This is a genomic window from Pseudomonas sp. BN414 (genome assembly GCF_029871275.1).
Classification (GTDB): Bacteria; Pseudomonadota; Gammaproteobacteria; order Pseudomonadales; family Pseudomonadaceae; genus Metapseudomonas; species Metapseudomonas resinovorans_C.
Genome location: NZ_SSOL01000070.1, coordinates 124,871 through 148,857, shown reverse-complemented (window position 1 = coordinate 148,857; position 23,987 = coordinate 124,871). Strand labels below are relative to the sequence as shown.

The window sequence follows — 23,987 nt, the reverse complement described above, 5'->3', positions numbered from 1 at the left end:
GAACGTAACAAACCGCACGTCAACGTTGGCACCATCGGTCACGTTGACCATGGCAAGACCACTCTGACTGCTGCTCTGACCAAGGTCTGCTCCGAGACCTGGGGTGGTTCCGCTCGTGCGTTCGACCAGATCGACAACGCGCCGGAAGAGAAGGCTCGCGGTATCACCATCAACACCTCCCACGTTGAGTACGATTCCGCTGTTCGTCACTACGCTCACGTTGACTGCCCCGGTCACGCTGACTACGTGAAGAACATGATCACCGGTGCTGCGCAGATGGACGGCGCGATCCTGGTTTGCTCGGCTGCTGACGGCCCCATGCCGCAGACCCGCGAGCACATCCTGCTGTCCCGTCAGGTAGGCGTTCCTTACATCGTCGTGTTCCTGAACAAGGCCGACATGGTTGACGACGCCGAGCTGCTGGAACTGGTCGAAATGGAAGTTCGCGACCTGCTGAACACCTACGACTTCCCGGGCGACGACACTCCGATCATCATCGGTTCCGCTCTGATGGCCCTGGAAGGCAAGGACGACAACGAAATCGGCGTTTCCGCCGTTCGTAAGCTGGTTGAGACCCTGGACTCCTACATTCCGGAGCCGGTGCGTGCCATCGATCAGCCGTTCCTGCTGCCGATCGAAGACGTGTTCTCCATTTCCGGTCGCGGCACCGTGGTAACCGGTCGTGTTGAGCGTGGCATCGTCAAGGTTCAGGAAGAAGTCGAGATCGTCGGCATTCGTCCGACCACCAAGACCACCTGCACCGGCGTTGAAATGTTCCGCAAGCTGCTCGACGAAGGTCGTGCCGGTGAGAACGTTGGCGTCCTGCTGCGCGGCACCAAGCGTGACGACGTAGAGCGTGGTCAGGTTCTGGCCAAGCCGGGCACCATCAAGCCGCACACCAAGTTCGAGTGCGAAGTGTACGTGCTGTCCAAAGAAGAAGGTGGTCGTCACACCCCGTTCTTCAAGGGCTACCGTCCGCAGTTCTACTTCCGTACCACTGACGTGACCGGTAACTGCGAACTGCCGGAAGGCGTTGAGATGGTAATGCCGGGCGACAACATCAAGATGGTTGTCACCCTGATCGCTCCGATCGCCATGGAAGATGGCCTGCGCTTCGCGATCCGCGAAGGCGGCCGTACCGTTGGTGCCGGCGTTGTAGCCAAGATCATCGAGTAATCGAAGGTCTCGCTAAGAGAGGAGGGCCCTTCGGGGCCCTTTTCTTTTGTCTGGTCAAAAGTTGACACCCCTTCGGCGCATCCGTACAATCACGCCTCCTTTTAACGGGCGTAGTCCGTCCGTTAGGGAAAGCAGAGATAGAGTCTGAGGTCAAAATGCAAAACCAACAAATCCGTATTCGGTTGAAGGCTTTTGACCATCGCCTGATCGATCAATCCACCCAGGAAATCGTGGAAACCGCGAAACGTACTGGTGCTCAGGTGCGTGGTCCTATTCCTCTGCCTACTCGCAAAGAGCGGTACACCGTTCTGATCTCCCCGCACGTCAACAAAGATGCGCGCGATCAGTACGAAATTCGTACCCACAAGCGTGTTCTGGACATCGTCCAGCCGACGGATAAAACCGTCGATGCGCTGATGAAGCTCGACCTTGCGGCAGGCGTGGAAGTGCAGATCAGCCTCGGCTAATAACCTTCGGGTTTTAGTCGTGTAACGCTCTGAAATGGGCGGCCATAGCGGGTGAAAGCCCCGTACACTCATGAGGTTTATAACATGACTATTGGTGTAGTCGGTCGTAAGTGCGGCATGACCCGCATTTTCACCGAAGAAGGCGTCTCCATTCCGGTTACGGTCATTGAGATCGAGCCGAATCGCGTGACCCAATTCAAAAACGAAGAAAGCGATGGCTATCGCGCCGTACAGGTAACTGTCGGTGAGCGTCGTGCCTCTCGCGTGACCAAGGCGCAAGCCGGTCACTTCGCCAAGGCAAGCGTGGCTGCTGGTCGCGGTGTTTGGGAATTCCGTCTTGAAGAAGGCGAGTACCAGGCTGGCGATCAACTGACTGCTGAGCTGTTCCAAGCTGGTCAACTGGTAGATGTTACCGGTCAGTCCAAGGGTAAAGGCTATGCCGGTACCATCAAGCGCTGGAACTTCCGCGGTCAGGACAACACCCACGGTAACTCCGTCTCCCACCGCGCCCCGGGTTCTATTGGCCAGTGCCAGACTCCTGGTCGTGTCTTCAAGGGCAAGAAAATGTCCGGTCACCTCGGTGCTGAGCGTGTAACCGTGCAGTCCCTGGAAGTTGTGCGTGTCGATGCAGAACGTAATCTGCTGCTGGTCAAAGGTGCCGTTCCTGGCGCTACCGGTGGTGATGTCGTTGTGCGTCCGGCAGCCAAGGCTCGTGGTTAAGAGGGGAAGCTGAGATGCAATTGAATGTAAATGGCGCTCAGGCTATCGAAGTCAGCGAGCGTACTTTTGGTGGTGAGTTCAACGAGACCCTGGTTCACCAGGCTGTCGTCGCCTACATGGCCGGTGGCCGTCAGGGCACTCGCGCGCAGAAGACCCGTTCCGAAGTTTCCGGCGGTGGCAAGAAGCCGTGGCGTCAGAAGGGCACTGGTCGTGCTCGTGCTGGCACCATTCGCAGCCCCATCTGGCGCTCCGGTGGTACCACCTTCGCTGCCAAGCCGCAGGATCACTCCCAGAAGCTCAACAAGAAGATGTACCGCGCTGCCATGCGCTCCATCCTCTCTGAGCTCGTTCGTCAAGAGCGCCTGGTTGTGGTTGAAGACTTTGCTGTCGATGCCCCGAAAACCAAAGCTCTGCTGGGCAAGCTGAATGGCCTGGGTCTGACTGACGTGCTGATCGTTTCCGATGCCGTTGATCAGAACCTGTACCTGGCTGCTCGCAACCTGCCGCACGTTGACGTTCGTGATGTTCAGGGTTCCGACCCGGTCAGCCTGATCGCCTACGACAAGGTGCTTATCACCGTGTCCGCCGTGAAGAAATTCGAGGAGCTGCTGGCATGAACCAGGAACGCGTATTCAAGGTGCTGGTTGGTCCGCACGTCTCCGAGAAGGCCACCATGCTGGCTGACAGCAAGGGCCAGTTCGTTTTCAAGGTTGCCACTGATGCAACCAAGCTGGAAATCAAGAAGGCCGTAGAAAGCCTGTTCAGCGTGAAAGTCGCTCGTGTCACCACCCTCGTTGTTAAGGGTAAGACCAAGCGTACCGTTCGTGGTCTGGGCAAGCGTAACGACTGGAAAAAAGCGTACATCGCTCTCCAGCCGGGCCAAGATCTCGATTTCGCCAGCAGCGCTGAGTAAAGGGGTGCATCATGGCAATCGTTAAATGCAAACCGACCTCCGCTGGCCGCCGTTTCGTGGTCAAGGTGGTCAACCAGGAGCTGCACAAAGGCGCTCCCTACGCACCGCTGGTCGAGAAAAAATCGAAGTCCGGTGGTCGTAACAACAACGGCCGTATCACCACTCGCCACATCGGCGGTGGTCACAAGCAGCACTATCGTCTGGTCGACTTCCGTCGCAACAAGGATGGCATTCCTGCCACCGTTGAGCGCATCGAATACGATCCGAACCGTACTGCTCACATCGCTCTGCTGAAGTACGCCGATGGCGAGCGTCGCTACATCATCGCGCCGAAAGGCGTGAGCGCTGGCGACCAGCTGATCTCGGGCGTCAATGCACCGATCAAGGCCGGTAATGCCCTGCCGCTGCGCAACATCCCGGTTGGTAGCACCATTCACGGTATCGAACTCAAGCCTGGCAAGGGTGCGCAAATCGCCCGTTCCGCCGGTGCCTCCGTTCAGTTGGTAGCCCGTGAAGGCGCCTACGTAACCCTGCGTCTGCGCTCCGGCGAGATGCGTAAAGTCCTGGCTGAGTGCCGTGCGACCCTGGGCGAAGTCTCGAACTCCGAGCACAGCCTGCGTTCGCTGGGTAAAGCTGGTGCCAAGCGCTGGCGTGGTGTTCGCCCGACCGTTCGCGGCGTGGCGATGAACCCGGTAGACCACCCGCATGGTGGTGGTGAAGGTCGTACCTCTGGTGGCCGTCATCCGGTGTCTCCGTGGGGCTTCCCGACCAAGGGTGCGAAGACCCGCGCGAACAAGCGCACCGACAACATGATCGTCCGTCGCCGTAAATAACTGAGGATACGACAGTGCCGCGTTCTCTGAAAAAAGGTCCTTTTATCGATCTTCACCTACTGAAGAAGGTCGAAGTGGCGGTGGAAAAGAACGATCGCAAGCCGGTTAAAACCTGGTCGCGCCGTTCCATCGTTCTGCCGCAAATGGTCGGTCTGACCATCGCTGTACACAACGGTCGTCAACATGTCCCGGTTCTCGTGAACGAAGACATGGTCGGTCACAAACTGGGCGAGTTCGCTGCCACCCGCACCTATCGCGGTCATGCTGCGGACAAGAAAGCCAAGCGTTAAGGGGTAAGGAACGATGGAAGTAGCCGCTAAGCTGTCGGGCGCTCGAATCTCCGCCCAGAAAGCCCGCTTGGTCGCCGACCAGATTCGCGGGAAGAAGGTGGGCGAAGCGCTCAACCTGTTGACTTTCAGCAGCAAGAAAGCCGCTGAAATCATGAAGAAAGTGCTCGAATCGGCCGTGGCCAACGCTGAGCACAACGAAGGCGCAGACGTGGATGACCTGAAGGTTTCCACCGTTTTCGTCAACGAAGGGCGTTCGCTGAAGCGCATCATGCCGCGTGCCAAAGGCCGTGCTGATCGCATCGTCAAGCGGTCTTGCCATATCACTGTCAAGGTTGCGGACAAGTAACGGAGTCGATCAGATGGGTCAGAAAGTACATCCCACTGGCATTCGCCTGGGAATCGTCAAGGAGCACACCTCCGTTTGGTACGCAGATAAGCGCACTTATGCCGACTATCTGTTTGCCGACCTGAAGGTGCGTGAGTACCTCCAAGACAAACTAAAAAGCGCGTCCGTAAGCCGTATCGATATTCATCGTCCGGCTCAAACCGCACGCATCACCATCCACACCGCTCGTCCCGGCATCGTGATCGGCAAGAAAGGTGAAGATGTTGAGAAGCTGCGTCAGGACCTGACCAAGCAAATGGGTGTGCCTGTGCACATCAACATCGAAGAGATCCGCAAGCCGGAGCTCGACGGTATGCTGGTTGCGCAGAGCGTAGCTCAGCAGCTGGAGCGTCGTGTGATGTTCCGTCGCGCCATGAAGCGCGCTGTACAGAACGCCATGCGCATTGGTGCCAAGGGCATCAAGATCCAGGTGAGCGGTCGTCTCGGTGGCGCTGAAATCGCCCGTACCGAATGGTATCGCGAAGGTCGTGTGCCCCTGCACACCCTGCGCGCCGACATCGACTACGCAACCTACGAAGCGCACACCACCTACGGTGTGATCGGTGTGAAGGTTTGGATCTTCAAGGGTGAGGTCATCGGTGGCCGCCAGGAAGAACTGAAACCCGTAGCGCCCGCTCCTCGTAAAAAAGCTGCTAAGTAAGGGGTACGCCAAATGCTGCAACCAAAGCGTACGAAGTTCCGCAAGCAGATGACCGGCCACAACCGTGGTCTGGCTCAGCGCGGTAGCAAGGTCAGCTTCGGCGAGTTCGCGCTGAAGGCTACTGGCCGTGGTCGTCTCACTGCCCGCCAGATCGAGGCTGCACGTCGTGCCCTCACTCGTCACGTGAAACGTGGCGGCAAGATCTGGATCCGTGTATTCCCGGACAAGCCCGTTACCAAAAAGCCCCTCGAAGTTCGTATGGGTAAAGGTAAGGGTGGCGTCGAGTACTGGGTAGCCCAGATTCAACCGGGCAAGGTCCTGTACGAGATCGAGGGTGTTTCCGAAGAGCTGGCGCGTGAGGCATTCGCCCTGGCTGCTGCAAAGCTGCCGCTCGCCACCTCCTTTGTTAAGCGGACGGTGATGTGATGAAAGCGAATGAACTTCGTGAAAAATCCGTACAGCAGCTGAACGAGCAACTGCTCGGCCTGCTGCGCGACCAGTTCAATCTGCGCATGCAGAAAGCAACTGGCCAGTTGGGGCAGTCTCACCTGCTCTCGCAAGTGAAGCGCGACATCGCTCGCGTGAAAACTGTGCTCAACCAGCAAGCAGGTAAGTAATCATGGCTGAAGCTCAGAAAACCGTCCGCACGCTGACCGGCCGCGTCGTCAGCGACAAGATGGACAAGACCATCACCGTTTTGATCGAGCGTCGCGTTAAGCACCCGATCTACGGTAAGTACGTGAAGCGCTCGACCAAGCTGCACGCCCACGACGAAACCAATCAGTGCCGTATCGGCGACAAGGTCACCATTCGTGAGACCCGTCCGCTGGCCAAGACCAAGTCCTGGGCCCTGGTGGAAGTCGTCGAACGTGCCGTGGAAGTCTAAGGACTAAGGGTCGGAGAAAGATATGATTCAGACTCAATCCATGCTCGACGTCGCTGACAACAGCGGTGCTCGTCGCGTTATGTGCATCAAGGTCCTTGGTGGTTCGCACCGTCGTTACGCTGGTATCGGCGACATCATCAAAGTGACCGTTAAAGAAGCGATCCCGCGCGGCAAGGTGAAGAAAGGCCAGGTAATGACCGCTGTTGTGGTTCGTACCAAGCACGGCGTTCGTCGCCCTGACGGCTCGATCATTCGCTTCGACGGCAACGCCGCCGTCCTGCTGAACAACAAGCAGGAGCCGATCGGCACCCGTATCTTCGGGCCCGTGACCCGTGAACTGCGTTCCGAGAAGTTCATGAAGATCGTCTCGCTCGCCCCCGAAGTGCTGTAAGGAGAAGCCGTCATGCAAAAGATTCGTCGTGACGACGAGATCATCGTCATCGCCGGCAAGGACAAGGGCAAGCGCGGTAAGGTGCTGAAGGTTCTCGCTGACAGCCGTGTGCTGGTCAGCGGTGTAAACCTGATCAAGCGCCACACCAAGCCGAACCCCATGGCCGGTGTCCAGGGCGGTATCGTCGAGCGAGAGGCGCCCATGCACCTCTCCAACGTAGCCATCTTCAATGCCGAGACCAACAAGGCTGATCGCGTTGGTTTCAAGGTTGAAGAAGGTAAGAAAATTCGTGTCTTCAAGTCGACCCAAAAGCCGGTTGATGCTTGAGCACTGCTAGGTAGATAACCATGGCACGACTAAAAGAGATTTACCGGAAAGAAATCGCGCCGAAGCTGAAGGAAGAACTTCAGCTCGGCAACGTGATGGAAACTCCGCGCATCACCAAGATCACTCTGAACATGGGTCTGGGCGAAGCTATCGGCGACAAGAAAGTCATCGAAAGCGCTGTTGCTGACCTGGAAAAGATCACCGGCCAGAAAGCCGTCGTGACCTACGCCCGCAAATCCATTGCAGGCTTCAAGGTTCGTGAAGGCTGGCCGATCGGCGTCAAGGTCACCCTGCGCCGCGATCGCATGTACGAGTTCCTGGATCGTCTGCTCTCCATCTCCCTGCCGCGCGTGCGTGACTTCCGCGGCCTGAATGCCAAGTCCTTCGACGGTCGTGGCAACTACAGCATGGGTGTCAAAGAGCAGATCATCTTCCCGGAAATCGATTACGACAAAATCGATGCGCTGCGCGGTCTGGACATCACTCTGACCACCACCGCCCGTACGGATGAGGAAGGTCGTGCTTTGCTGCGCGCCTTCAAATTCCCGTTCCGCAACTGATTGGAGTAGGAACATGGCCAAACAGAGCATGAAGAACCGCGAGCTGAAGCGTCAGCAGACGGTTGCTAAGTTCGCCAAGAAGCGTGCTGAGCTGAAAGCTATCATCGCCAACCCGAACTCCACTGCGGAAGCTCGTTGGGAAGCGCAGGTAGCTCTGCAGAAGCAGCCCCGTGACGCCAGCGCCTCGCGCCTGCGTAACCGCTGCCGCATCACCGGTCGTCCGCACGGCGTTTACCGCAAGTTCGGCCTTGGCCGTAACAAGCTGCGTGAAGCTGCCATGCGCGGTGACGTACCCGGCCTGGTGAAAGCCAGCTGGTAATGATCGTCGGTTGGGTCGGCTTTGGTCGGCTCAGCCCAGGTCATCAGAATCAAGCCCCTTTTGGGGCTTGATTCGTTTCTGGAGTATCTCTAGAATGTCCGGCTCGCCCGGGCCTGGCATTAGTCCGTCCAGTGTCTGCGCGCGATTCTAGCCGCAAGGCTATTTCTTTTTGTATCAGGAGCATCTAGCCCATGAGTATGCAGGACCCGTTAGCGGACATGCTAACTCGTATCCGTAATGCCCAGATGGCTGAAAAGTCTGTCGTAAGCATGCCGTCCTCCAAACTGAAGGTGGCAGTAGCCAGCGTTCTGAAGAACGAAGGTTACATCACGGGATACCAAGTCAGCAGCGACATCAAGCCTCTGCTGTCCATCGAGCTGAAGTACTTCGAAGGCCGTCCGGTCATCGAAGAGCTGAAGCGCGTAAGTCGTCCTGGCCTGCGCCAGTACAAGTCCGTCGATCAGCTGCCGAAAGTACGTGGCGGCCTGGGCGTATCGATCGTTTCCACCAACAAGGGTGTGATGACTGATCGTGCTGCTCGCGCTGCTGGTGTTGGTGGCGAAGTGCTTTGCACTGTGTTCTAAGGGGGTTGAAGCATGTCTCGCGTTGCTAAGAACCCCGTCAAGCTGCCCGCTGGCGTTGAAGTCAAGATCGCCGGTCAGCAGCTTTCGGTGAAGGGTGCCAAGGGCGCTCTGGAACTGAAAGTACACTCGTCTGTGGAAGTGCTGCAGGAGTCCGGTGAGCTGCGTTTTGCTGCTCGCAATGGCGACCAGCAGAACAAAGCCATGGCCGGCACCACCCGTGCGTTGGTCAACAACATGGTAATCGGCGTTAGCCAGGGCTTCGAGCGCAAGCTCCAGCTGGTGGGCGTTGGTTACAAGGCTCAGGCCAAAGGCCAGACTCTGTCCCTGGCTCTCGGCTTCTCGCATCCGGTGGATTACGAACTGCCGCAAGGTATCACCGCTGAAACCCCCAGCCAGACCGATATCCTGATCAAGGGCATCGACAAGCAGCTGGTCGGTCAAGTGGCCGCCGAGATTCGCGACTTCCGTCCGCCGGAGCCTTACAAAGGCAAGGGTGTACGTTACGCCGACGAAGTCGTCCGTCGTAAAGAAGCTAAGAAGAAGTAGGGCATAGCAAATGAGCGTAAAGAAAGAAACTCGTCTGCGTCGCGCTCGCAAGGCACGCCTGAAAATGCGCGAGCTGGAAGCCGTACGCCTCTGCGTGTACCGCTCCTCCCAGCACATCTACGCCCAGGTCATTTCGGCCGACGGCGCCACGGTCCTGGCCAGCGCCTCGACCCTGGACAAAGAACTGCGTGACGGCGCCACCGGCAACGTCGACGCGGCCAAGAAGGTTGGTCAGCTGGTTGCCGAGCGCGCGAAAGCCGCTGGCGTCACTCAGGTGGCATTCGATCGTTCTGGCTTCAAGTACCACGGCCGCGTCAAGGCGCTGGCTGATGCTGCTCGTGAAGGCGGGCTGGAGTTCTAAGTTATGGCAAATAACGAGCAAAAGCGCGACGAAGGCTACATCGAGAAGCTGGTTCAGGTTAATCGCGTTGCCAAGACCGTAAAAGGTGGTCGTATCTTCACCTTCACCGCGCTGACTGTAGTTGGCGACGGCAAAGGTCGTGTTGGTTTCGGCCGCGGCAAATCCCGCGAAGTGCCTGCTGCCATCCAGAAAGCGATGGAAGCTGCCCGCCGCAACATGATCCAGGTTGACCTGGACGGCACCACCCTGCAGTACCCGATCAAGTCCGCCCATGGCGCCTCCAAGGTGTTCATGCAGCCGGCTTCCGAAGGTACCGGTATCATCGCCGGCGGCGCCATGCGTGCCGTTCTGGAAGTGGCCGGTGTGCAGAACGTTCTGGCCAAGTGCTACGGCTCCACCAATCCGGTGAACGTGGTTTACGCCACTTTCAAGGGTCTGAAGAACATGCAGTCCCCTGAGTCGGTTGCGGCCAAGCGTGGTAAGAGCGTCGAGGAGATTCTCTAATCATGGCAACTGTCAAAGTAACGCTGATCAAGAGCGTTAGCGGCCGTCTGGCTAACCACAAGGCTTGCGTCAAAGGTCTCGGCCTGCGTCGCATTGGTCACTCCGTAGAAGTTCAGGACACTCCTGAGAATCGCGGCATGATCAACAAGGCTTACTACCTTCTGCGCGTCGAGGGTTAATCCATGAAACTGAACGATCTGCGTTCCGCGCCGGGTTCCCGTCGCGAAAAGCACCGTCCGGGCCGTGGCATCGGTAGCGGTCTGGGTAAGACCGGTGGCCGTGGTCACAAAGGTCAGACCTCTCGCTCCGGTGGCACCATTGCTCCGGGCTTCGAGGGCGGTCAGCAGCCTCTGCACCGTCGTCTGCCGAAGTTCGGCTTCGTTTCCCTGAAAGCCATGGATCGCGCTGAAGTGCGCACTTCCGAGCTGGCCAAGGTGGAAGGCGATGTCGTAACTGTGCAGTCGCTGAAGGATGCCAACGTGATTAACCAGAACGTACAGCGTGTGAAAATCATGCTGTCCGGCGACGTTACTCGCGCGGTCACCCTGAAAGGTATCGCCGCCACCAAGGGTGCGCGTGCGGCTATCGAAGCAGCTGGCGGTAAGTTCGAGGACTAAATGGCTAAGCAAGGTGCTCTCTCCGCGCTCAGCAATGGCGGGTTGTCCGAGCTCTGGGCTCGACTGCGTTTCCTGTTCCTGGCGATCATCGTCTACCGGATCGGCGCGCACATCCCAGTGCCGGGTATCAACCCTGACCGGCTGGCCGAGCTGTTCCGGCAGAACGAGGGGACCATTCTTAGCCTGTTCAACATGTTCTCCGGCGGTGCGCTGGAGCGGATGAGCATCTTCGCACTGGGGATCATGCCGTACATCTCGGCGTCGATCATCATGCAGCTCATGACCGCGATCAGCCCGCAGCTGGAGCAGTTGAAGAAGGAAGGTGAGGCTGGCCGTCGCAAGATCAGCCAGTACACCCGCTACGGCACTGTAGCCCTGGCGTTGGTCCAGGCCATCGGCATGTCCGTTGGTCTGGCCAGTCAGGGTGTCGCTTTCTCGTCTGATTTCGGCTTCTACTTCGTGGCTGTCACCACCTTCGTGGCTGGTGCGATGTTCATGATGTGGCTTGGCGAGCAGATCACAGAGCGCGGTGTCGGCAACGGTATCTCGATGCTGATTTTTGCTGGCATCGTGGCCGGTCTGCCGAGAGCGATCGGGCAGTCTTTCGAGTCTGCACGTCAGGGCGATATCAATATCTTCGCTCTGGTCGCCATCGGTCTGCTGGCAGTAGCGATCATCGGTTTCGTGGTGTTCATTGAGCGTGGCCAGCGTCGTATCGCTGTGCATTACGCCAAGCGTCAGCAGGGCCGCAAGGTCTTCGCTGCGCAGACCAGCCACTTGCCGTTGAAGGTGAACATGGCCGGTGTCATTCCGGCTATCTTCGCCAGCAGCATCCTGCTGTTCCCGGCCTCTCTGGGTGCCTGGTTCGGTCAGTCCGAAAGCATGGGCTGGCTGCAGGATGTCTCGCAGGCTATCGCTCCTGGTCAGCCGTTGAACATTCTGCTGTTTAGTGCAGGGATCGTCTTCTTCTGCTTCTTCTACACAGCTCTGATGTTCAATCCGAAAGACGTGGCGGAGAACCTGAAGAAGTCCGGTGCCTTTATTCCGGGTATCCGTCCGGGAGAGCAGTCGGCGCGCTATATCGATGGCGTACTGACCCGCTTGACCATGTTCGGTGCTCTGTACATGACGGCTGTTTGCCTGCTGCCCCAGTTCCTGGTGGTTGCAGCGAATGTACCGTTCTACCTTGGCGGGACCTCGTTGCTGATCGTGGTTGTGGTTGTTATGGACTTTATGGCCCAAGTACAATCCCACCTCGTTTCGCACCAGTACGAATCCCTGATGAAGAAAGCCAACCTGAAGGGCTACGGCAGCGGCATGCTCCGCTGACCCAGTTCCGTAAGGTTCTAGGAGTTACTGATGAAAGTTCGTGCATCGGTGAAAAAGCTGTGCCGCAACTGCAAGATCGTTCGTCGCGACGGTATCGTTCGCGTGATCTGCAGCGCGGAACCGCGTCACAAGCAGCGCCAAGGCTGAGTGTGATTCACGCGTTATGAACCCGGCAGCTAGTGCGCTGCCGGGTTGATTATTCGTTTCTACAGCGCTAATATCTCGCGCCCTTTTCTTGGCTTCCGGGGCGTAGGTAGCTGTCAACTGGAGTTTCACTGAATGGCCCGTATTGCAGGCGTCAACATTCCAGATAACAAGCACACTGTTATCTCGCTGACCTACATCTACGGTGTTGGTCGCACCACTGCGCAGAACATCTGCGCTGTCACCGGCGTTAACCCGGCGGCAAAGATCAAGGATCTCTCTGACGAGCAGATCGAACAGCTGCGTGGCGAAGTCGCGAAGCTCACCACTGAAGGTGACCTGCGTCGCGAAATCAACATGAACATCAAGCGTCTGATGGACCTGGGCTGCTACCGCGGTCTGCGTCATCGTCGCGGTCTGCCTGTTCATGGCCAGCGCACCAAGACCAACGCGCGTACCCGTAAGGGCCCGCGTAAGCCGATCCGCAAGTAATTGCGCCCGCGAATCGACAGGAATTAAGTCATGGCTAAGCCTGCTGCTCGTCCTCGTAAGAAAGTCAAAAAGACAGTTGTGGATGGGATCGCCCATATCCACGCTTCTTTCAACAACACCATCGTGACCATCACTGACCGTCAAGGTAACGCTCTTTCCTGGGCTACCTCCGGTGGTTCGGGTTTCCGCGGTTCCCGTAAGAGCACCCCGTTCGCTGCCCAGGTTGCAGCCGAACGTGCTGGTCAAGCCGCTCTGGAATACGGCCTGAAGAACCTCGACGTGAACGTCAAGGGCCCGGGTCCGGGTCGCGAATCCGCTGTGCGTGCTCTGAACGCCTGCGGCTACAAGATCGCCAGCATCACCGACGTGACGCCCATCCCGCACAACGGGTGCCGTCCGCCGAAGAAGCGTCGCGTGTAATAGGAGACAGTGAGAAATGGCTCGTTACATTGGTCCCAAATGCAAACTGTCCCGTCGTGAAGGTACCGACCTCTTCCTGAAGAGTGGTGCTCGCGCGCTTGAATCCAAGTGCAACATCGAAGCGGCCCCTGGTCAGCACGGCGCCCGTCGCGGCCGCCTGTCCGACTACGGCACCCAGCTGCGTGAAAAGCAGAAAGTGCGCCGTATCTACGGTGTTCTGGAGCGTCAGTTCGGCAACTACTACAAAGAAGCTGCTGCTCGCAAGGGCGCTACCGGCGAAAACCTGCTGCAACTCCTCGAGTGCCGCCTGGACAACGTCGTGTACCGCATGGGCTTCGGCGCTACTCGTTCCGAGTCCCGTCAGCTGGTTTCCCACAAGGCCATCAGCGTCAACGGTCAGACTGTGAACGTCCCGTCCTACCAGATCAAAGCTGGTGACGTGGTTGCTGTTCGCGAGAAGTCGAAGAACCAACTGCGTATTGCCCAAGCCCTCGAACTGTGCGGTCAGCGTGGCCGTGTGGAGTGGGTTGAGGTTGACGCAGAGAAGAAGTCCGGCGTGTTCAAGAGCGTGCCGGCTCGCAGCGATCTGTCCGCCGACATCAACGAAAACCTGATTGTCGAGCTCTACTCCAAGTAAGGGCTAGAAAATAGGTGCATCCATGCAGAGTTCGGTAAATGAGTTCCTGACCCCCCGCCACATTGATGTGCAGGTGGTCAGTCCGACCCGCGCCAAGATTACGCTCGAGCCTCTCGAGCGTGGTTTCGGCCATACCCTGGGCAACGCGCTGCGTCGCATCCTGTTGTCCTCCATGCCTGGCTGTGCAGTAGTCGAGGCCGAGATCGATGGCGTACTCCACGAGTACAGCGCCATCGAGGGTGTTCAGGAAGATGTCATCGAGATCCTCCTGAACCTCAAAGGCCTGGCTATCAAGCTGCACGGTCGTGACGAAGTAACGCTGAACCTCTCGAAGAAAGGTTCGGGCGTGGTCACCGCTGCCGATATTCAGCTGGATCATGATGTCGAAATCGTCAACGGCGACCACGTGATCGCCAACCTGGCGGAAAACGGCGTCCTGAACATGAAGCTCAAGGTGTCCCGCGGTCGTGGCTACGAGCCCGCCGACGCGCGCCAGAGCGACGAAGACGAGAGCCGCAGCATTGGTCGTCTGCAGCTCGACGCCTCGTTCAGTCCCGTCCGCCGTGTTGCCTACGTGGTTGAAAACGCCCGTGTGGAGCAGCGCACCAACCTGGACAAGCTGGTCATCGATCTGGAAACCAACGGTACCCTGGACCCTGAAGAGGCCATCCGTCGTGCCGCTACCATCCTGCAACACCAACTGGCTGCGTTCGTCGACCTGAAGGGCGACAGCGAGCCGGTAGTGGTTGAGCAGGAAGACGAGATCGACCCGATCCTCCTTCGTCCGGTTGATGACCTCGAGCTGACCGTACGTTCGGCCAACTGCCTGAAAGCGGAGAACATCTACTACATCGGCGACCTGATTCAGCGCACCGAAGTAGAGCTGTTGAAGACTCCGAACCTGGGCAAGAAGTCCCTGACCGAGATCAAGGACGTCCTGGCCTCCCGTGGTCTGTCCCTCGGCATGCGCCTCGACAACTGGCCGCCGGCAAGTCTCAAGAAGGACGACAAGGCGACTGCCTGATCGTCCGTAATCACCGAACGTAGAAGTTTGGTAAGGAATTGAACCATGCGTCATCGTAAAAGTGGCCGTCACCTCAGCCGCACCAGCGCACACCGCAAGGCCATGTTCCAGAACATGGCGGTGTCGCTGTTCGAGCACGAACTGATCAAAACCACCCTGCCGAAAGCCAAGGAACTGCGCCGCGTTGCCGAGCCGCTGATCACCCTGGCCAAGGAAGACAGCGTTGCCAACCGTCGTCTGGCTTTCGACCGTACCCGTTCGAAATCTGCCGTAGGCAAACTGTTCAACGATCTGGGTAAGCGCTATGCCAACCGTCAGGGCGGCTACCTGCGTATCCTGAAGTGCGGTTTCCGCGCTGGCGACAACGCTCCCATGGCTTACGTCGAGCTGGTTGACCGTCCGGTCGCTGGTGAAGTCGAAGCTGCTGCCGAGTAAGTCGGTCGTTGCATGAAAAACCGGGCCTAGTGCCCGGTTTTTTTATGTCTGCGAATCCTGATGCCTCTTTCGATGCTGCGCTCTTGACCAGGCGCATTCGGATTACGGCTCCAGCGGTCGCGCTGGATAGCAGCAGGTAGATCACATCTCGCGGACACAAAAAAGGCCGGGCATCGCTGCCCGGCCTTTTTGTTGTGCGACTCAGAGAATCAGGCTCGATCGCGTTCCAGCAACGGCTTGAGGAATCGTCCGGTGTGGGATTGGGTCATGTCGGCGACCTCCTCCGGGGTACCGGTCGCGATGATCTGGCCACCTTTGGAACCGCCTTCCGGGCCGAGGTCCACCAGCCAGTCGGCCGTCTTGATCACGTCGAGGTTGTGCTCGATCACAACCACCGTATTGCCGTGGTCGCGCAGGCGGTGCAGGACGTCCAGCAGCTGCTGGATATCGGCAAAGTGCAAGCCTGTGGTGGGTTCATCGAGGATGTACAGCGTCTTCCCGGTGTCGCGCTTGGATAGTTCGCGCGATAGCTTCACCCGCTGTGCTTCACCGCCGGAAAGGGTGGTGGCTGATTGGCCCAGGCGGATGTACGACAGACCGACGTCCATCAGGGTCTGGAGCTTGCGGGCAATGGCCGGCACCGCGTCGAAGAACTCTCGAGCCTCTTCGATGGTCATCTCCAGCACTTCGTGGATGCTCTTGCCCTTGTAGCGGATCTCCAGGGTCTCGCGGTTGTAGCGCTTGCCCTTGCACACGTCACAGGGCACGTAGATGTCCGGCAGGAAGTGCATTTCCACCTTGATCACGCCATCGCCCTGGCAGGCCTCGCAGCGGCCACCTTTCACGTTGAAGGAGAAGCGCCCCGGACCGTAGCCACGGGAGCGGGATTCCGGCACGCCGGAAAACAGTTCGCGGATGGGCGTGAACAGGCCGGTGTAAGTCGCCGGATTGGAGCGGGGTGTGCGTCCAATCGGGCTTTGATCGATGTCCACCACCTTGTCCAGGTGCTGGAGGCCATCGAAGCTCTCGTGCGCGGATGCTTCCAGCGAAGTGGCACCGTTGAGTGCGGTGGCGGTGATCGGGAACAGGGTGTTGTTGATCAGGGTCGATTTGCCCGAGCCGGACACACCAGTGACACAGGTCAGGAGGCCCACCGGAATTTCCAGATTCACCTGCTGGAGGTTGTTGCCGCTGGCGCCTTTGAGCTTGAGGGACTTCTTCTTGTCGCGCGGGGTGCGTTCGACCGGTACTTCGATCTTCACGCGGCCGGACAGGTACTTGCCGGTGAGCGAGTTCGGATGAGCCATGACCTCGTCCGGAGTGCCTTCTGCGACGATCTGGCCGCCATGCACGCCAGCGCCGGGGCCGATGTCCACGACATAGTCGGCGAGACGGATGGCGTCCTCGTCGTGCTCGACCACGATCACCGTGTTACCCAGGTTACGCAGGTGGGTGAGGGTCGCCAGCAGGCGTTCGTTGTCGCGTTGGTGCAGGCCGATGGAGGGCTCGTCGAGGATGTACATCACCCCCACCAGGCCGGCCCCGATCTGGCTGGCCAGGCGGATGCGCTGAGCTTCGCCACCGGACAGCGTGTCGGCGCTGCGGTCGAGGGTCAGATAGTCGAGGCCGACGTTGACCAAAAACTGCAGGCGCTCGCGGATTTCCTTGAGGATCTTCTCGGCGATTTCGCCGCGCCGACCGGTGAGGCTGAGCCCGCCGAAGTAATCCGCCGCATCGCCTACCGGTAGGCCGGTCACTGCTGGCAGGGTCTTGTCGCCGACCCATACATGGCGCGCTTCACGGCGCAGACGAGTGCCGCGACAGTCGGGGCAGGGTTGGGTGCTGAGAAACTTCGCCAGCTCCTCGCGCACGGTGGCCGATTCGGTTTCGCGGTAGCGGCGCTCCAGGTTGGGGATGATCCCCTCGAACGGATGCGAACGCTTGACGATGTCACCGCGGTCGTTGAGGTAGCGGAAGTCCACGTCCTCGCGACCGCTGCCAAACAGGATCGCCTTCTGGTGCTCGGCAGACAGGTCGTCGAAGGGTTTTTCCAGGCTGAAGCCATAGTGCGAGGCCAGCGACCCGAGCATCTGGAAGTAATAGACGTTGCGCCGGTCCCATCCGCGTATCGCGCCTTCGGCCAGTGTCAGCTCGCCATTCACCAGACGCTTGGCGTCGAAGAACTGCTTGACCCCCAGGCCGTCGCAGGTCGGGCAGGCCCCGGCCGGATTGTTGAAGGAAAACAGCTTGGGTTCCAGCTCGCTGATGGAGTGGCCGCAATGGGGACAGGCGAAACGAGCGGAGAAGATGATCTCCTCGCCTTCTTCGTCATCCATGGGCGCAATCAGGGCGATGCCGTCAGCGAGGTTGATCGCTGTCTCGAACGACTCGGCAAGACGTTGCTGCAGGTCGCCGCGGACCTTGAAACGGTCCACCACCACATCGACGGAGTGCTTCTTCTGCTTGTCCAGCTTGGGTAGTTCATCGAGCTCGTAGAGCCTGCCGTCCACCCGGGCGCGGACGAAACCCTGGGCACGCAGCTCCTCGAACACCGCCAGGTGCTCACCCTTGCGCTCGCGGATCACCGGCGCCAGGAGCATCAGCTTGCGGCCTTCGGGCAGGGCCAGCACCTGGTCGACCATCTGGCTGACGGTCTGGGCTTCCAGCGGTACATCGTGATCCGGGCAACGCGGCATGCCTACACGGGCGTAGAGCAGGCGCAGGTAGTCGTAGATCTCGGTGATGGTGCCGACGGTGGAGCGCGGGTTGTGGGAAGTGGACTTCTGCTCGATGGAAATCGCCGGCGATAGGCCCTCGATGGTGTCCACATCGGGCTTTTCCATCATCGACAGGAATTGCCGGGCGTAGGCCGACAGGGACTCCACGTAACGGCGCTGGCCCTCAGCGTAGAGCGTGTCGAAAGCCAGCGACGACTTGCCGGAGCCGGACAGACCGGTAATCACGATCAGCTTGTCGCGGGGGAGGGTGAGGTCGACGTTCTTCAGGTTATGGGTACGCGCCCCACGGATCAGGATCTTGTCCACAACGGCCTCACTTGGCGGTCGGAAACCGCCGATTATACGGCCCGCCACGGCTGAGCGGCAAAGCGTCACGGCTGTCACGGAAACGGCCGGGACTGCTAGAATGCGCGGCATTTTTCGGGCTCCGGCCGCAGCCGGGCAAGGGGCGCATGACGCAGGCCCCGATCGTTCTCCCTTGAGGCACCTATGCACGATTCCCACTCTGAACGCATGAGCGGCAGCGAAACGCGCGCGGCCAGCGGCCTGGCCCTGGTGTTCGCCTTCCGCATGCTCGGCATGTTCATGGTATTGCCAGTGCTGGCCACCTACGGCCAGGACCTCCCCGGCGCCACACCGGCCCTGATCGGCCTCGCCATCGGTGCCTACGGCCTGACCCAGGCCGTACTGCAGATTCCCTTCGGCGTCATCTCCGACCGTATCGGCCGCCTTCCGGTGATCTACATCGGCCTGCTGATCTTTGCCGCCGGCGCCGTCCTGGCAGCCAACGCGGATTCCATCTGGGGCGTGATTGCCGGTCGGGTGCTGCAGGGCGCTGGGGCCATCTCTGCAGCTGTCATGGCCTTGCTCTCCGACCTCACCCGCGAGCAGCACCGCACCAAGGCGATGGCCATGATCGGCATGAGCATCGGGGTGTCCTTCGCCGTTGCCATGGTGGTCGGCCCGCTGCTGACTCGCGCGTTCGGCCTTTCCGGCCTGTTCTGGGCGACCGCCATCATGGCGCTGTTCGGGATCGTGATCGTCGCCACCATGGTGCCGCGTGCCGCTCATCCGCTGCAGCATCGTGAATCTGGCGTGGCGCGCCAGGCGCTGCTGCCGACCTTGAAACATCCTGACCTGCTGCGCCTGGATTTCGGCATCCTCGCCCTGCACGCCGTCCTCATGGCCAGCTTCGTCGCGTTGCCGCTGGCGCTGGTGGAGAAGGCTGGCCTGCCCAAGGAAGAGCACTGGTGGGTTTACCTCACCGCGCTGCTGGTGGGCTTCTTCGGCATGGTCCCCTTCATCATCTACGGCGAGAAAAAGCGCCAGATGAAACGTGTGCTGGTGGGCGCGGTCGCGGTGCTGTGTGCCTGCGAGCTGTTCTTCTGGCAGTTCGGCCAGAGCCTTCGCGCGCTCGTCTTCGGCACCATCATTTTCTTCACTGCGTTCAACCTCCTGGAAGCCTCGCTCCCGTCGCTGATCAGCAAGGTCGCTCCGGCAGGCGGGAAGGGCACGGCGATGGGGGTTTACTCCACCAGCCAGTTCCTCGGCGCGGCCGTAGGCGGCATTCTCGGCGGCTGGTTGTTCCAGCATGGCGGCCTGTCTACCGTGTTCGTCGGTTGTGCGGTGGTCTGTGCGATTTGGCTGGCCATTGCTGTTACTATGCGTGAACCTCCGTACGTAACCAGCCTGCGCCTGCCGCTCAGTGCAGCGGCCGTGGCCGATACCGGGCTGGTTGCGCGTTTGCTGGCTCTGCCCGGAGTGGCAGATGCCGTCGTGGTGGCCGAAGAGGAGGCCATCTACATCAAAGTGGATTCTGAAAAACTGGACCGCACGTCCCTGGAGCGCCTGATCGAGTCGGCCCCGGAACGTGCTGAAGCCTAGGAGAACGTCATGGCCCGTGGGGTTAACAAAGTCATTCTGGTTGGTAACGTCGGTGGTGATCCGGAAACCCGCTACCTGCCCAACGGCAACGCGGTGACCAACGTCACCCTGGCCACCAGCGAGTCCTGGAAGGACAAGCAGACCGGCCAGCAGCAGGAACGTACCGAATGGCACCGCGTGGTGTTCTTTGGCCGTCTCGCCGAAATCGCCGGCGAATACCTGCGCAAGGGCTCGCAAGTCTACGTCGAAGGTTCCCTGCGCACCCGCGAGTGGGAAAAAGACGGCGTGAAGCGCTACACCACCGAGATCGTGGTCGACATCAACGGCCAGATGCAACTGCTCGGCGGCCGTCCTGGCAGCGAAGGCGACGCCCCGCGTGCTCCGCGCCCGCAGCGCGAACCGCAGCAGTCCGCCCCGCAACAGCGCCCGGCTCCGCAGCCCGCCGCCCAGCCGGCTCCGGACTACGACAGCTTCGACGACGACATCCCCTTCTGAGTCGAATCGCGTAAGCGGAATGACAAAGGCGCAGCCCTCGGGCTGCGCCTTTTTCGTTTCTGACCCTGCTTACGGCAGATGAGTGTCATCGTACAACTCGCTGGGCTATGATGGGCCCTCAGTTTTCACCGGACCAACCTTCGCAATGGACAACCCAAGCACCTTGCCACGTCCGCGCCGCAAGCACCGCAGCCTGGCGCAGGAGTTGGTGAACGAGCTCTCCCAACAGATCCAGAATGGCGTGATCAAGCGGGGCGAAAAGCTGCCCACCGAGTCCGCCATCATGGAGGCCCAGGGAGTCAGCCGCACCGTGGTGCGCGAGGCTATTTCGCGGCTGCAGGCGTCGGGACTGGTGGAGACCCGTCACGGCATCGGCACCTTCGTGCTGGATACGCCGAGCCCCATGGGGTTCCGCATCGACCCGGCGACCATCGTCACCCTGCGCGATGTCATGGCCATCCTCGAACTGCGCATCAGCCTGGAAGTGGAATCCGCCGGGCTGGCCGCCCAGCGCCGTACTCCCGAGCAACTGGCGGCGATGCGCGAAGCGCTGGACACCTTCCTCAAGGCCGCCCACGGCACTGATGCGGTGGCCTCGGACTTCCAGTTCCACCTGCAGATCGCCCTGGCCACGGGGAATCGCTATTTCACCGACATCATGACCCACCTGGGCACCAGCATCATTCCGCGGACGCGGCTCAATTCGGCGCGTATCGCCCATGATGACCGGGAGCACTACCTCGCTCGCCTGAGTCGCGAGCACGAGGACATCTACGAAGCCATCGCCCGGCAGGACAGCGACGCGGCCCGAGCGGCCATGCGCTTGCACCTGACCAACAGTCGCGAGCGCCTGCGCCAGGCGCACGAAGAAGCGGAGAAGGCCCGGCAGGGCTGAGGACATTTCGCGCAGAGCAAGGGCCGCATCAAGCGGCCCTTTTTATTTGGGCGTCGAAGGTAGGGTCCGCCACGCGCACCGGTGGCTGGACGTTTCGCGCCGCTGATCCAGCGGTGGTGCGCACAGCGCAACCTACAGTCCGTCGTGTGCTCGGGAAAGGGCACAATTTTTCCGCTCGGGGGAGTTGTCCTACAAGATTTGATGTTATATGTTGTCGTACAACTGATTCGGACAGCCGCAGGGCCGAATCGCTTGGCCACAGGATGTGCCCAGTCATTGATTCATCCAGATCCGTCTGGCTCAAAGGCAGTCGCGCTGAATTAGAGCGGTTGCCAGGCATGGAAAGCGGGTAGGGCGTGTCATGCCGTGATAGCGGGCGATGAGCGCACAGAAGGATGAACGGCGATTGGCAGTATCTTTAGTTGTACGATAACGTATCTCTCAGGCCGGTTTACCCCGGTCTTACTCAAACCGCTTCGCAGGGTGCTCGAATAATGAATCCACAAGAACTCAAGTCCATCCTCTCCTCCGGGCTGCTGTCCTTCCCCGTCACCGACTTCGACGCTGCCGGCAACTTCAACGCCGCAAGCTATGCCCGTCGCCTGGAATGGCTGGCTCCCTACGGTGCCTCGGCGCTCTTCGCCGCGGGCGGTACCGGCGAATTCTTCTCCCTGGCGCCGGATGAGTACTCCTCCATCATCAAGACCGCCGTCGACACCTGTGCCGGCAGCGTGCCGATCCTCGCTGGCGTAGGTGGCCCGACCCGCGTGGCCATCCAGTACGCCCAGGAAGCCGAACGCCTCGGCGCCAAGGGCCTGCTGCTGCTGCCGCACTATCTGACCGAAGCCAGCCAGGAAGGCGTAGCCGCCCACGTCGAGCAGGTCTGCAAGTCGGTGAACATCGGCGTGGTGGTCTACAACCGCAACGTCTGCCGCCTGACCCCGGCGCTGCTGGAGCAACTGGCCGAGCGCTGCCCGAACCTGATCGGCTACAAGGACGGCCTGGGCGACATCGAGCTGATGGTTTCCATCCGCCGCCGCCTCGGTGACCGCTTCAGCTACCTGGGCGGCCTGCCTACTGCCGAGGTTTATGCCGCGGCCTACAAGGCGCTGGGCGTTCCGGTGTACTCCTCTGCCGTCTTCAACTTCATCCCGAAGACTGCGATGGACTTCTACAAGGCGGTCGCCGCCGACGACCACGAAACTGTGGGCAAGCTGATCGACGACTTCTTCCTGCCCTACCTGGACATCCGCAATCGCCGCGCTGGCTATGCCGTCAGCATCGTCAAGGCTGGTGCGCGTATTGCGGGTTACGACGCCGGTCCGGTCCGCGCTCCGCTGACCGACCTGCTGCCCGACGAGTACGAGCGCCTTGCCGCGCTGATCGACGCCCAGGGCCCGCAGTGATCTGCAACCAGGAGAAGGCTCGTGACTGAGAAACGCTTCGACAACTACATAGGCGGGGAATGGGTGGCTGGCAGCGGCTGCTCGCGCAACATCAACCCCTCCGACCTTTCCGACTGCCTGGGCGAATTCGCCCAGGCCGACGCCGCCCAGGTGGCCCAGGCCATCGAGGCGGCCCGCGTGGCCTTCCCATCCTGGTCGGTCTCCGGCATCCAGGCTCGCCACGATGCCCTCGACAAGGTCGCCAGCGAAATCCTCGCCCGCCGCGAGGAGCTGGGGACCCTGCTGGCGCGGGAAGAGGGCAAGACCCTGCCCGAGGCCATCGGCGAGGTGACTCGCGCCGGCAATATCTTCAAGTTCTTCGCCGGCGAATGCCTGCGCCTGGCCGGGGAAGTCGTTCCCTCGGTGCGCCCCGGCGTTTCGGTGGAGGTCACCCGCGAGCCCCTGGGCGTGATCGGTCTGATTACCCCTTGGAACTTCCCCATCGCCATCCCGGCCTGGAAGATCGCCCCGGCGCTGGCCTACGGCAACTGTGTGGTGTTCAAGCCGGCTGACCTGGTTCCGGGCAGCGCCTGGGCCCTGGCCGAGATCATCTCCCGCGCCGGCTTCCCCGCCGGGGTGTTCAACCTGGTGATGGGCAGCGGCCGTGTAGTCGGCGAGGCCATGGTCAACGACAAGCGTGTCGATGGCATCAGCTTCACCGGCTCGGTGGGTGTCGGTCGCAGCATCGCCGCTGCCTGCGTCGCCCGTGGTGCCAAGGTGCAGCTGGAGATGGGCGGCAAGAACCCGCAGGTGATCCTCGACGACGCGGACCTGAATACCGCCGTCGAACTCGCCGTGCAGAGCGCTTTCTACTCCACCGGCCAGCGCTGCACTGCCAGCAGCCGCCTGATCGTTACCGCCGGCATTCACGACCACTTCGTCGAGGCCATGGCCGAGCGCATGCGTGCCATCCGCGTCGGCCATGCCCTGCAGACCGGCATCGACGTCGGTCCGGTGGTGTCCCAGGCGCAGTTGGAACAGGACTTGAGCTACATCGACATCGGTCGTGCCGAAGGTGCGCGCCTGGTGGCGGGCGGCGAGCGGGTCCGTTGCGAAACCGAAGGCTATTTCATGGCGCCGGCGCTGTTCGCCGACAGTGAAGCGGACATGCGCATCAGCCGCGAGGAGATCTTCGGCCCGGTGGCCAACGTGATCCGCGTGGCCAGCTACGAAGAGGCGCTGGCGCTGGCCAACGACACCGAGTTCGGCCTGTCCGCCGGTATCGCCACCACGTCGCTCAAATACGCCAATCACTTCAAGCGCCACGCCCAGGCTGGGATGGTCATGGTCAATCTCCCCACTGCCGGGGTGGATTACCACGTGCCATTCGGTGGCCGCAAAGGCTCGTCCTACGGCCCGCGCGAACAGGGTCGCTACGCCCAGGAGTTCTACACCACGGTGAAGACCACCTACATCGGAAGCTGAATCGACGCGTCAGATGCACGCGGGGCAGGGGCTGCCCCGCGCTTGAACAGGGACTACCGGTACAACAACAAGCACAGGTAGGAA

General features: G+C 60.3%; 35 protein-coding genes. 34 read left to right on the top strand and 1 reads right to left on the bottom strand.

Translation table 11 applies throughout. The features are described 5' to 3' along the window. From tuf to rplQ, 29 genes are all read left to right on the top strand, one after another. The coding region (gene tuf, locus E8E95_RS18030; RefSeq protein WP_179059905.1) for an elongation factor Tu at positions 1 to 1,176 on the top strand (1,176 nt) is incomplete at its 5' end. A gap of 155 nt (positions 1,177 to 1,331) precedes the next feature. After that, on the top strand, positions 1,332 to 1,643 hold the full coding sequence (rpsJ, locus tag E8E95_RS18025; protein WP_003243886.1) for a 30S ribosomal protein S10: 312 nt from the start codon (positions 1,332 to 1,334) through the stop codon (positions 1,641 to 1,643). Positions 1,644 to 1,727: 84 nt separating this feature from the next. Beyond that, a complete protein-coding gene (rplC, locus tag E8E95_RS18020; RefSeq protein WP_077525959.1) occupies positions 1,728 to 2,363 on the top strand; it encodes a 50S ribosomal protein L3 in 636 nt (211 codons plus the stop codon). Between the two features lie 14 nt (positions 2,364 to 2,377). Then, complete coding sequence (gene rplD / locus E8E95_RS18015) at positions 2,378 to 2,980, top strand: 50S ribosomal protein L4 (RefSeq protein ID WP_077525960.1); 603 nt, start codon at positions 2,378 to 2,380, stop codon at positions 2,978 to 2,980. Then, positions 2,977 to 3,276: a 50S ribosomal protein L23 gene (gene rplW / locus E8E95_RS18010; RefSeq protein ID WP_077525961.1), complete on the top strand. Its 300-nt coding sequence runs from the start codon at positions 2,977 to 2,979 to the stop codon at positions 3,274 to 3,276. Before rplD ends, rplW begins: the two co-directional genes overlap by 4 nt. Positions 3,277 to 3,287: 11 nt before the next feature. Then, positions 3,288 to 4,109: a 50S ribosomal protein L2 gene (gene rplB, locus E8E95_RS18005; RefSeq protein WP_077525962.1), complete on the top strand. Its 822-nt coding sequence runs from the start codon at positions 3,288 to 3,290 to the stop codon at positions 4,107 to 4,109. Between the two features lie 14 nt (positions 4,110 to 4,123). Continuing rightward, complete coding sequence (rpsS, locus tag E8E95_RS18000) at positions 4,124 to 4,399, top strand: 30S ribosomal protein S19 (RefSeq protein ID WP_027590504.1); 276 nt, start codon at positions 4,124 to 4,126, stop codon at positions 4,397 to 4,399. Between the two features lie 13 nt (positions 4,400 to 4,412). Next, positions 4,413 to 4,745: a 50S ribosomal protein L22 gene (rplV, locus tag E8E95_RS17995; protein WP_007161246.1), complete on the top strand. Its 333-nt coding sequence runs from the start codon at positions 4,413 to 4,415 to the stop codon at positions 4,743 to 4,745. A 13-nt stretch (positions 4,746 to 4,758) separates the two neighbouring features. Then, complete coding sequence (gene rpsC / locus E8E95_RS17990) at positions 4,759 to 5,445, top strand: 30S ribosomal protein S3 (RefSeq protein ID WP_028629286.1); 687 nt, start codon at positions 4,759 to 4,761, stop codon at positions 5,443 to 5,445. Positions 5,446 to 5,457: 12 nt separating this feature from the next. Further along, the gene (gene rplP, locus E8E95_RS17985; RefSeq protein WP_016490537.1) at positions 5,458 to 5,871 is read left to right on the top strand and encodes a 50S ribosomal protein L16; all 414 of its coding nucleotides are present in this window, start codon (positions 5,458 to 5,460) and stop codon (positions 5,869 to 5,871) included. Continuing rightward, positions 5,871 to 6,062 (top strand): 50S ribosomal protein L29, encoded by a 192-nt coding sequence (rpmC, locus tag E8E95_RS17980; RefSeq protein ID WP_016490538.1) that lies wholly within the window; start codon positions 5,871 to 5,873, stop codon positions 6,060 to 6,062. The genes rplP and rpmC overlap by 1 nt, the downstream gene beginning before the upstream one ends. A 2-nt stretch (positions 6,063 to 6,064) precedes the next feature. Further along, on the top strand, positions 6,065 to 6,331 hold the full coding sequence (gene rpsQ / locus E8E95_RS17975; RefSeq protein ID WP_021219597.1) for a 30S ribosomal protein S17: 267 nt from the start codon (positions 6,065 to 6,067) through the stop codon (positions 6,329 to 6,331). A 22-nt stretch (positions 6,332 to 6,353) separates the two neighbouring features. Then, a complete protein-coding gene (gene rplN, locus E8E95_RS17970; protein WP_003448734.1) occupies positions 6,354 to 6,722 on the top strand; it encodes a 50S ribosomal protein L14 in 369 nt (122 codons plus the stop codon). Between the two features lie 12 nt (positions 6,723 to 6,734). After that, on the top strand, positions 6,735 to 7,049 hold the full coding sequence (gene rplX / locus E8E95_RS17965) for a 50S ribosomal protein L24 (RefSeq protein ID WP_077525964.1): 315 nt from the start codon (positions 6,735 to 6,737) through the stop codon (positions 7,047 to 7,049). A 20-nt stretch (positions 7,050 to 7,069) separates the two neighbouring features. Next, the gene (gene rplE, locus E8E95_RS17960) at positions 7,070 to 7,609 is read left to right on the top strand and encodes a 50S ribosomal protein L5 (protein ID WP_077525965.1); all 540 of its coding nucleotides are present in this window, start codon (positions 7,070 to 7,072) and stop codon (positions 7,607 to 7,609) included. 13 nt (positions 7,610 to 7,622) lie between these two features. After that, positions 7,623 to 7,928, top strand: coding sequence for a 30S ribosomal protein S14 (rpsN, locus tag E8E95_RS17955; protein ID WP_077525966.1), 306 nt, complete (start codon positions 7,623 to 7,625; stop codon positions 7,926 to 7,928). Between the two features lie 191 nt (positions 7,929 to 8,119). Next, positions 8,120 to 8,512: a 30S ribosomal protein S8 gene (rpsH, locus tag E8E95_RS17950; RefSeq protein ID WP_016490543.1), complete on the top strand. Its 393-nt coding sequence runs from the start codon at positions 8,120 to 8,122 to the stop codon at positions 8,510 to 8,512. Positions 8,513 to 8,524: 12 nt separating this feature from the next. After that, positions 8,525 to 9,058, top strand: coding sequence for a 50S ribosomal protein L6 (rplF, locus tag E8E95_RS17945; RefSeq protein WP_077525967.1), 534 nt, complete (start codon positions 8,525 to 8,527; stop codon positions 9,056 to 9,058). 10 nt (positions 9,059 to 9,068) lie between these two features. Next, positions 9,069 to 9,419 carry a 50S ribosomal protein L18 gene (rplR, locus tag E8E95_RS17940; protein WP_179061895.1) on the top strand — a complete coding sequence of 117 codons (351 nt, stop codon included), beginning with the start codon at positions 9,069 to 9,071 and terminating at the stop codon, positions 9,417 to 9,419. Between the two features lie 3 nt (positions 9,420 to 9,422). Then, a complete protein-coding gene (gene rpsE, locus E8E95_RS17935) occupies positions 9,423 to 9,923 on the top strand; it encodes a 30S ribosomal protein S5 (RefSeq protein ID WP_003448746.1) in 501 nt (166 codons plus the stop codon). A 2-nt stretch (positions 9,924 to 9,925) separates the two neighbouring features. Then, positions 9,926 to 10,102, top strand: a complete 177-nt coding sequence (gene rpmD / locus E8E95_RS17930) for a 50S ribosomal protein L30 (protein WP_077525968.1) — start codon at positions 9,926 to 9,928, stop codon at positions 10,100 to 10,102. A gap of 3 nt (positions 10,103 to 10,105) precedes the next feature. Then, positions 10,106 to 10,540: a 50S ribosomal protein L15 gene (rplO, locus tag E8E95_RS17925; protein WP_077525969.1), complete on the top strand. Its 435-nt coding sequence runs from the start codon at positions 10,106 to 10,108 to the stop codon at positions 10,538 to 10,540. After that, a complete protein-coding gene (gene secY, locus E8E95_RS17920; protein WP_179061894.1) occupies positions 10,541 to 11,869 on the top strand; it encodes a preprotein translocase subunit SecY in 1,329 nt (442 codons plus the stop codon). Positions 11,870 to 11,899: 30 nt separating this feature from the next. Then, positions 11,900 to 12,016 (top strand): 50S ribosomal protein L36, encoded by a 117-nt coding sequence (gene rpmJ, locus E8E95_RS17915; protein ID WP_077525971.1) that lies wholly within the window; start codon positions 11,900 to 11,902, stop codon positions 12,014 to 12,016. A gap of 132 nt (positions 12,017 to 12,148) precedes the next feature. After that, positions 12,149 to 12,505 (top strand): 30S ribosomal protein S13, encoded by a 357-nt coding sequence (gene rpsM / locus E8E95_RS17910; RefSeq protein WP_028629276.1) that lies wholly within the window; start codon positions 12,149 to 12,151, stop codon positions 12,503 to 12,505. A gap of 30 nt (positions 12,506 to 12,535) precedes the next feature. Next, positions 12,536 to 12,925, top strand: coding sequence for a 30S ribosomal protein S11 (rpsK, locus tag E8E95_RS17905; protein ID WP_003093689.1), 390 nt, complete (start codon positions 12,536 to 12,538; stop codon positions 12,923 to 12,925). A 16-nt stretch (positions 12,926 to 12,941) separates the two neighbouring features. Then, a complete protein-coding gene (gene rpsD / locus E8E95_RS17900) occupies positions 12,942 to 13,562 on the top strand; it encodes a 30S ribosomal protein S4 (RefSeq protein ID WP_280352406.1) in 621 nt (206 codons plus the stop codon). A 22-nt stretch (positions 13,563 to 13,584) separates the two neighbouring features. Next, positions 13,585 to 14,586, top strand: coding sequence for a DNA-directed RNA polymerase subunit alpha (gene rpoA, locus E8E95_RS17895; protein WP_190826499.1), 1,002 nt, complete (start codon positions 13,585 to 13,587; stop codon positions 14,584 to 14,586). A gap of 45 nt (positions 14,587 to 14,631) precedes the next feature. Beyond that, positions 14,632 to 15,021, top strand: coding sequence for a 50S ribosomal protein L17 (gene rplQ / locus E8E95_RS17890; protein WP_077525974.1), 390 nt, complete (start codon positions 14,632 to 14,634; stop codon positions 15,019 to 15,021). Positions 15,022 to 15,230: 209 nt separating this feature from the next. Here the strand turns inward: rplQ and uvrA are convergent, their stop codons facing one another. Next, positions 15,231 to 18,065, bottom strand: a complete 2,835-nt coding sequence (gene uvrA, locus E8E95_RS17885) for an excinuclease ABC subunit UvrA (RefSeq protein WP_280352400.1) — start codon at positions 18,063 to 18,065, stop codon at positions 15,231 to 15,233. A 183-nt stretch (positions 18,066 to 18,248) separates the two neighbouring features. Between uvrA and E8E95_RS17880 the strand changes: the two genes are divergently transcribed. The 5 genes from E8E95_RS17880 (at position 18,249) to E8E95_RS17860 (ending at position 23,903) form a co-directional block, all read left to right on the top strand. Next, a complete protein-coding gene (locus E8E95_RS17880) occupies positions 18,249 to 19,643 on the top strand; it encodes an MFS transporter (protein WP_280352397.1) in 1,395 nt (464 codons plus the stop codon). 9 nt (positions 19,644 to 19,652) lie between these two features. After that, on the top strand, positions 19,653 to 20,138 hold the full coding sequence (locus E8E95_RS17875) for a single-stranded DNA-binding protein (RefSeq protein ID WP_044872677.1): 486 nt from the start codon (positions 19,653 to 19,655) through the stop codon (positions 20,136 to 20,138). A gap of 145 nt (positions 20,139 to 20,283) precedes the next feature. Beyond that, complete coding sequence (locus E8E95_RS17870; protein ID WP_280352395.1) at positions 20,284 to 21,033, top strand: FadR/GntR family transcriptional regulator; 750 nt, start codon at positions 20,284 to 20,286, stop codon at positions 21,031 to 21,033. 494 nt (positions 21,034 to 21,527) lie between these two features. Then, positions 21,528 to 22,439 (top strand): 5-dehydro-4-deoxyglucarate dehydratase, encoded by a 912-nt coding sequence (gene kdgD, locus E8E95_RS17865; RefSeq protein ID WP_280352392.1) that lies wholly within the window; start codon positions 21,528 to 21,530, stop codon positions 22,437 to 22,439. Positions 22,440 to 22,460: 21 nt separating this feature from the next. Continuing rightward, positions 22,461 to 23,903, top strand: a complete 1,443-nt coding sequence (locus E8E95_RS17860; RefSeq protein ID WP_280352390.1) for an aldehyde dehydrogenase family protein — start codon at positions 22,461 to 22,463, stop codon at positions 23,901 to 23,903. Positions 23,904 to 23,987: the final 84 nt, after the last annotated feature.

Coding starts and splice junctions, on each gene's coding strand:
- rpsE (WP_003448746.1), top strand. CDS start 9,423: ATGGCAAATAACGAGCAAAAGCGCGACGAAGGCTACATCGAGAAGCTG.
- rpmJ (WP_077525971.1), top strand. CDS start 11,900: ATGAAAGTTCGTGCATCGGTGAAAAAGCTGTGCCGCAACTGCAAGATC.
- rplX (WP_077525964.1), top strand. CDS start 6,735: ATGCAAAAGATTCGTCGTGACGACGAGATCATCGTCATCGCCGGCAAG.
- E8E95_RS17880 (WP_280352397.1), top strand. CDS start 18,249: ATGCACGATTCCCACTCTGAACGCATGAGCGGCAGCGAAACGCGCGCG.
- rplO (WP_077525969.1), top strand. CDS start 10,106: ATGAAACTGAACGATCTGCGTTCCGCGCCGGGTTCCCGTCGCGAAAAG.
- rplC (WP_077525959.1), top strand. CDS start 1,728: ATGACTATTGGTGTAGTCGGTCGTAAGTGCGGCATGACCCGCATTTTC.
- rpsN (WP_077525966.1), top strand. CDS start 7,623: ATGGCCAAACAGAGCATGAAGAACCGCGAGCTGAAGCGTCAGCAGACG.
- rpsC (WP_028629286.1), top strand. CDS start 4,759: ATGGGTCAGAAAGTACATCCCACTGGCATTCGCCTGGGAATCGTCAAG.
- secY (WP_179061894.1), top strand. CDS start 10,541: ATGGCTAAGCAAGGTGCTCTCTCCGCGCTCAGCAATGGCGGGTTGTCC.
- rplR (WP_179061895.1), top strand. CDS start 9,069: ATGAGCGTAAAGAAAGAAACTCGTCTGCGTCGCGCTCGCAAGGCACGC.
- E8E95_RS17875 (WP_044872677.1), top strand. CDS start 19,653: ATGGCCCGTGGGGTTAACAAAGTCATTCTGGTTGGTAACGTCGGTGGT.
- rplN (WP_003448734.1), top strand. CDS start 6,354: ATGATTCAGACTCAATCCATGCTCGACGTCGCTGACAACAGCGGTGCT.
- rplV (WP_007161246.1), top strand. CDS start 4,413: ATGGAAGTAGCCGCTAAGCTGTCGGGCGCTCGAATCTCCGCCCAGAAA.
- E8E95_RS17870 (WP_280352395.1), top strand. CDS start 20,284: ATGGACAACCCAAGCACCTTGCCACGTCCGCGCCGCAAGCACCGCAGC.
- rplD (WP_077525960.1), top strand. CDS start 2,378: ATGCAATTGAATGTAAATGGCGCTCAGGCTATCGAAGTCAGCGAGCGT.
- rpsM (WP_028629276.1), top strand. CDS start 12,149: ATGGCCCGTATTGCAGGCGTCAACATTCCAGATAACAAGCACACTGTT.
- rplW (WP_077525961.1), top strand. CDS start 2,977: ATGAACCAGGAACGCGTATTCAAGGTGCTGGTTGGTCCGCACGTCTCC.
- rpmC (WP_016490538.1), top strand. CDS start 5,871: ATGAAAGCGAATGAACTTCGTGAAAAATCCGTACAGCAGCTGAACGAG.
- rpsD (WP_280352406.1), top strand. CDS start 12,942: ATGGCTCGTTACATTGGTCCCAAATGCAAACTGTCCCGTCGTGAAGGT.
- rpsJ (WP_003243886.1), top strand. CDS start 1,332: ATGCAAAACCAACAAATCCGTATTCGGTTGAAGGCTTTTGACCATCGC.
- rpsQ (WP_021219597.1), top strand. CDS start 6,065: ATGGCTGAAGCTCAGAAAACCGTCCGCACGCTGACCGGCCGCGTCGTC.
- rplE (WP_077525965.1), top strand. CDS start 7,070: ATGGCACGACTAAAAGAGATTTACCGGAAAGAAATCGCGCCGAAGCTG.
- rpsH (WP_016490543.1), top strand. CDS start 8,120: ATGAGTATGCAGGACCCGTTAGCGGACATGCTAACTCGTATCCGTAAT.
- rplB (WP_077525962.1), top strand. CDS start 3,288: ATGGCAATCGTTAAATGCAAACCGACCTCCGCTGGCCGCCGTTTCGTG.
- rpmD (WP_077525968.1), top strand. CDS start 9,926: ATGGCAACTGTCAAAGTAACGCTGATCAAGAGCGTTAGCGGCCGTCTG.
- rplP (WP_016490537.1), top strand. CDS start 5,458: ATGCTGCAACCAAAGCGTACGAAGTTCCGCAAGCAGATGACCGGCCAC.
- rplQ (WP_077525974.1), top strand. CDS start 14,632: ATGCGTCATCGTAAAAGTGGCCGTCACCTCAGCCGCACCAGCGCACAC.
- rpsK (WP_003093689.1), top strand. CDS start 12,536: ATGGCTAAGCCTGCTGCTCGTCCTCGTAAGAAAGTCAAAAAGACAGTT.
- kdgD (WP_280352392.1), top strand. CDS start 21,528: ATGAATCCACAAGAACTCAAGTCCATCCTCTCCTCCGGGCTGCTGTCC.
- rplF (WP_077525967.1), top strand. CDS start 8,525: ATGTCTCGCGTTGCTAAGAACCCCGTCAAGCTGCCCGCTGGCGTTGAA.
- rpoA (WP_190826499.1), top strand. CDS start 13,585: ATGCAGAGTTCGGTAAATGAGTTCCTGACCCCCCGCCACATTGATGTG.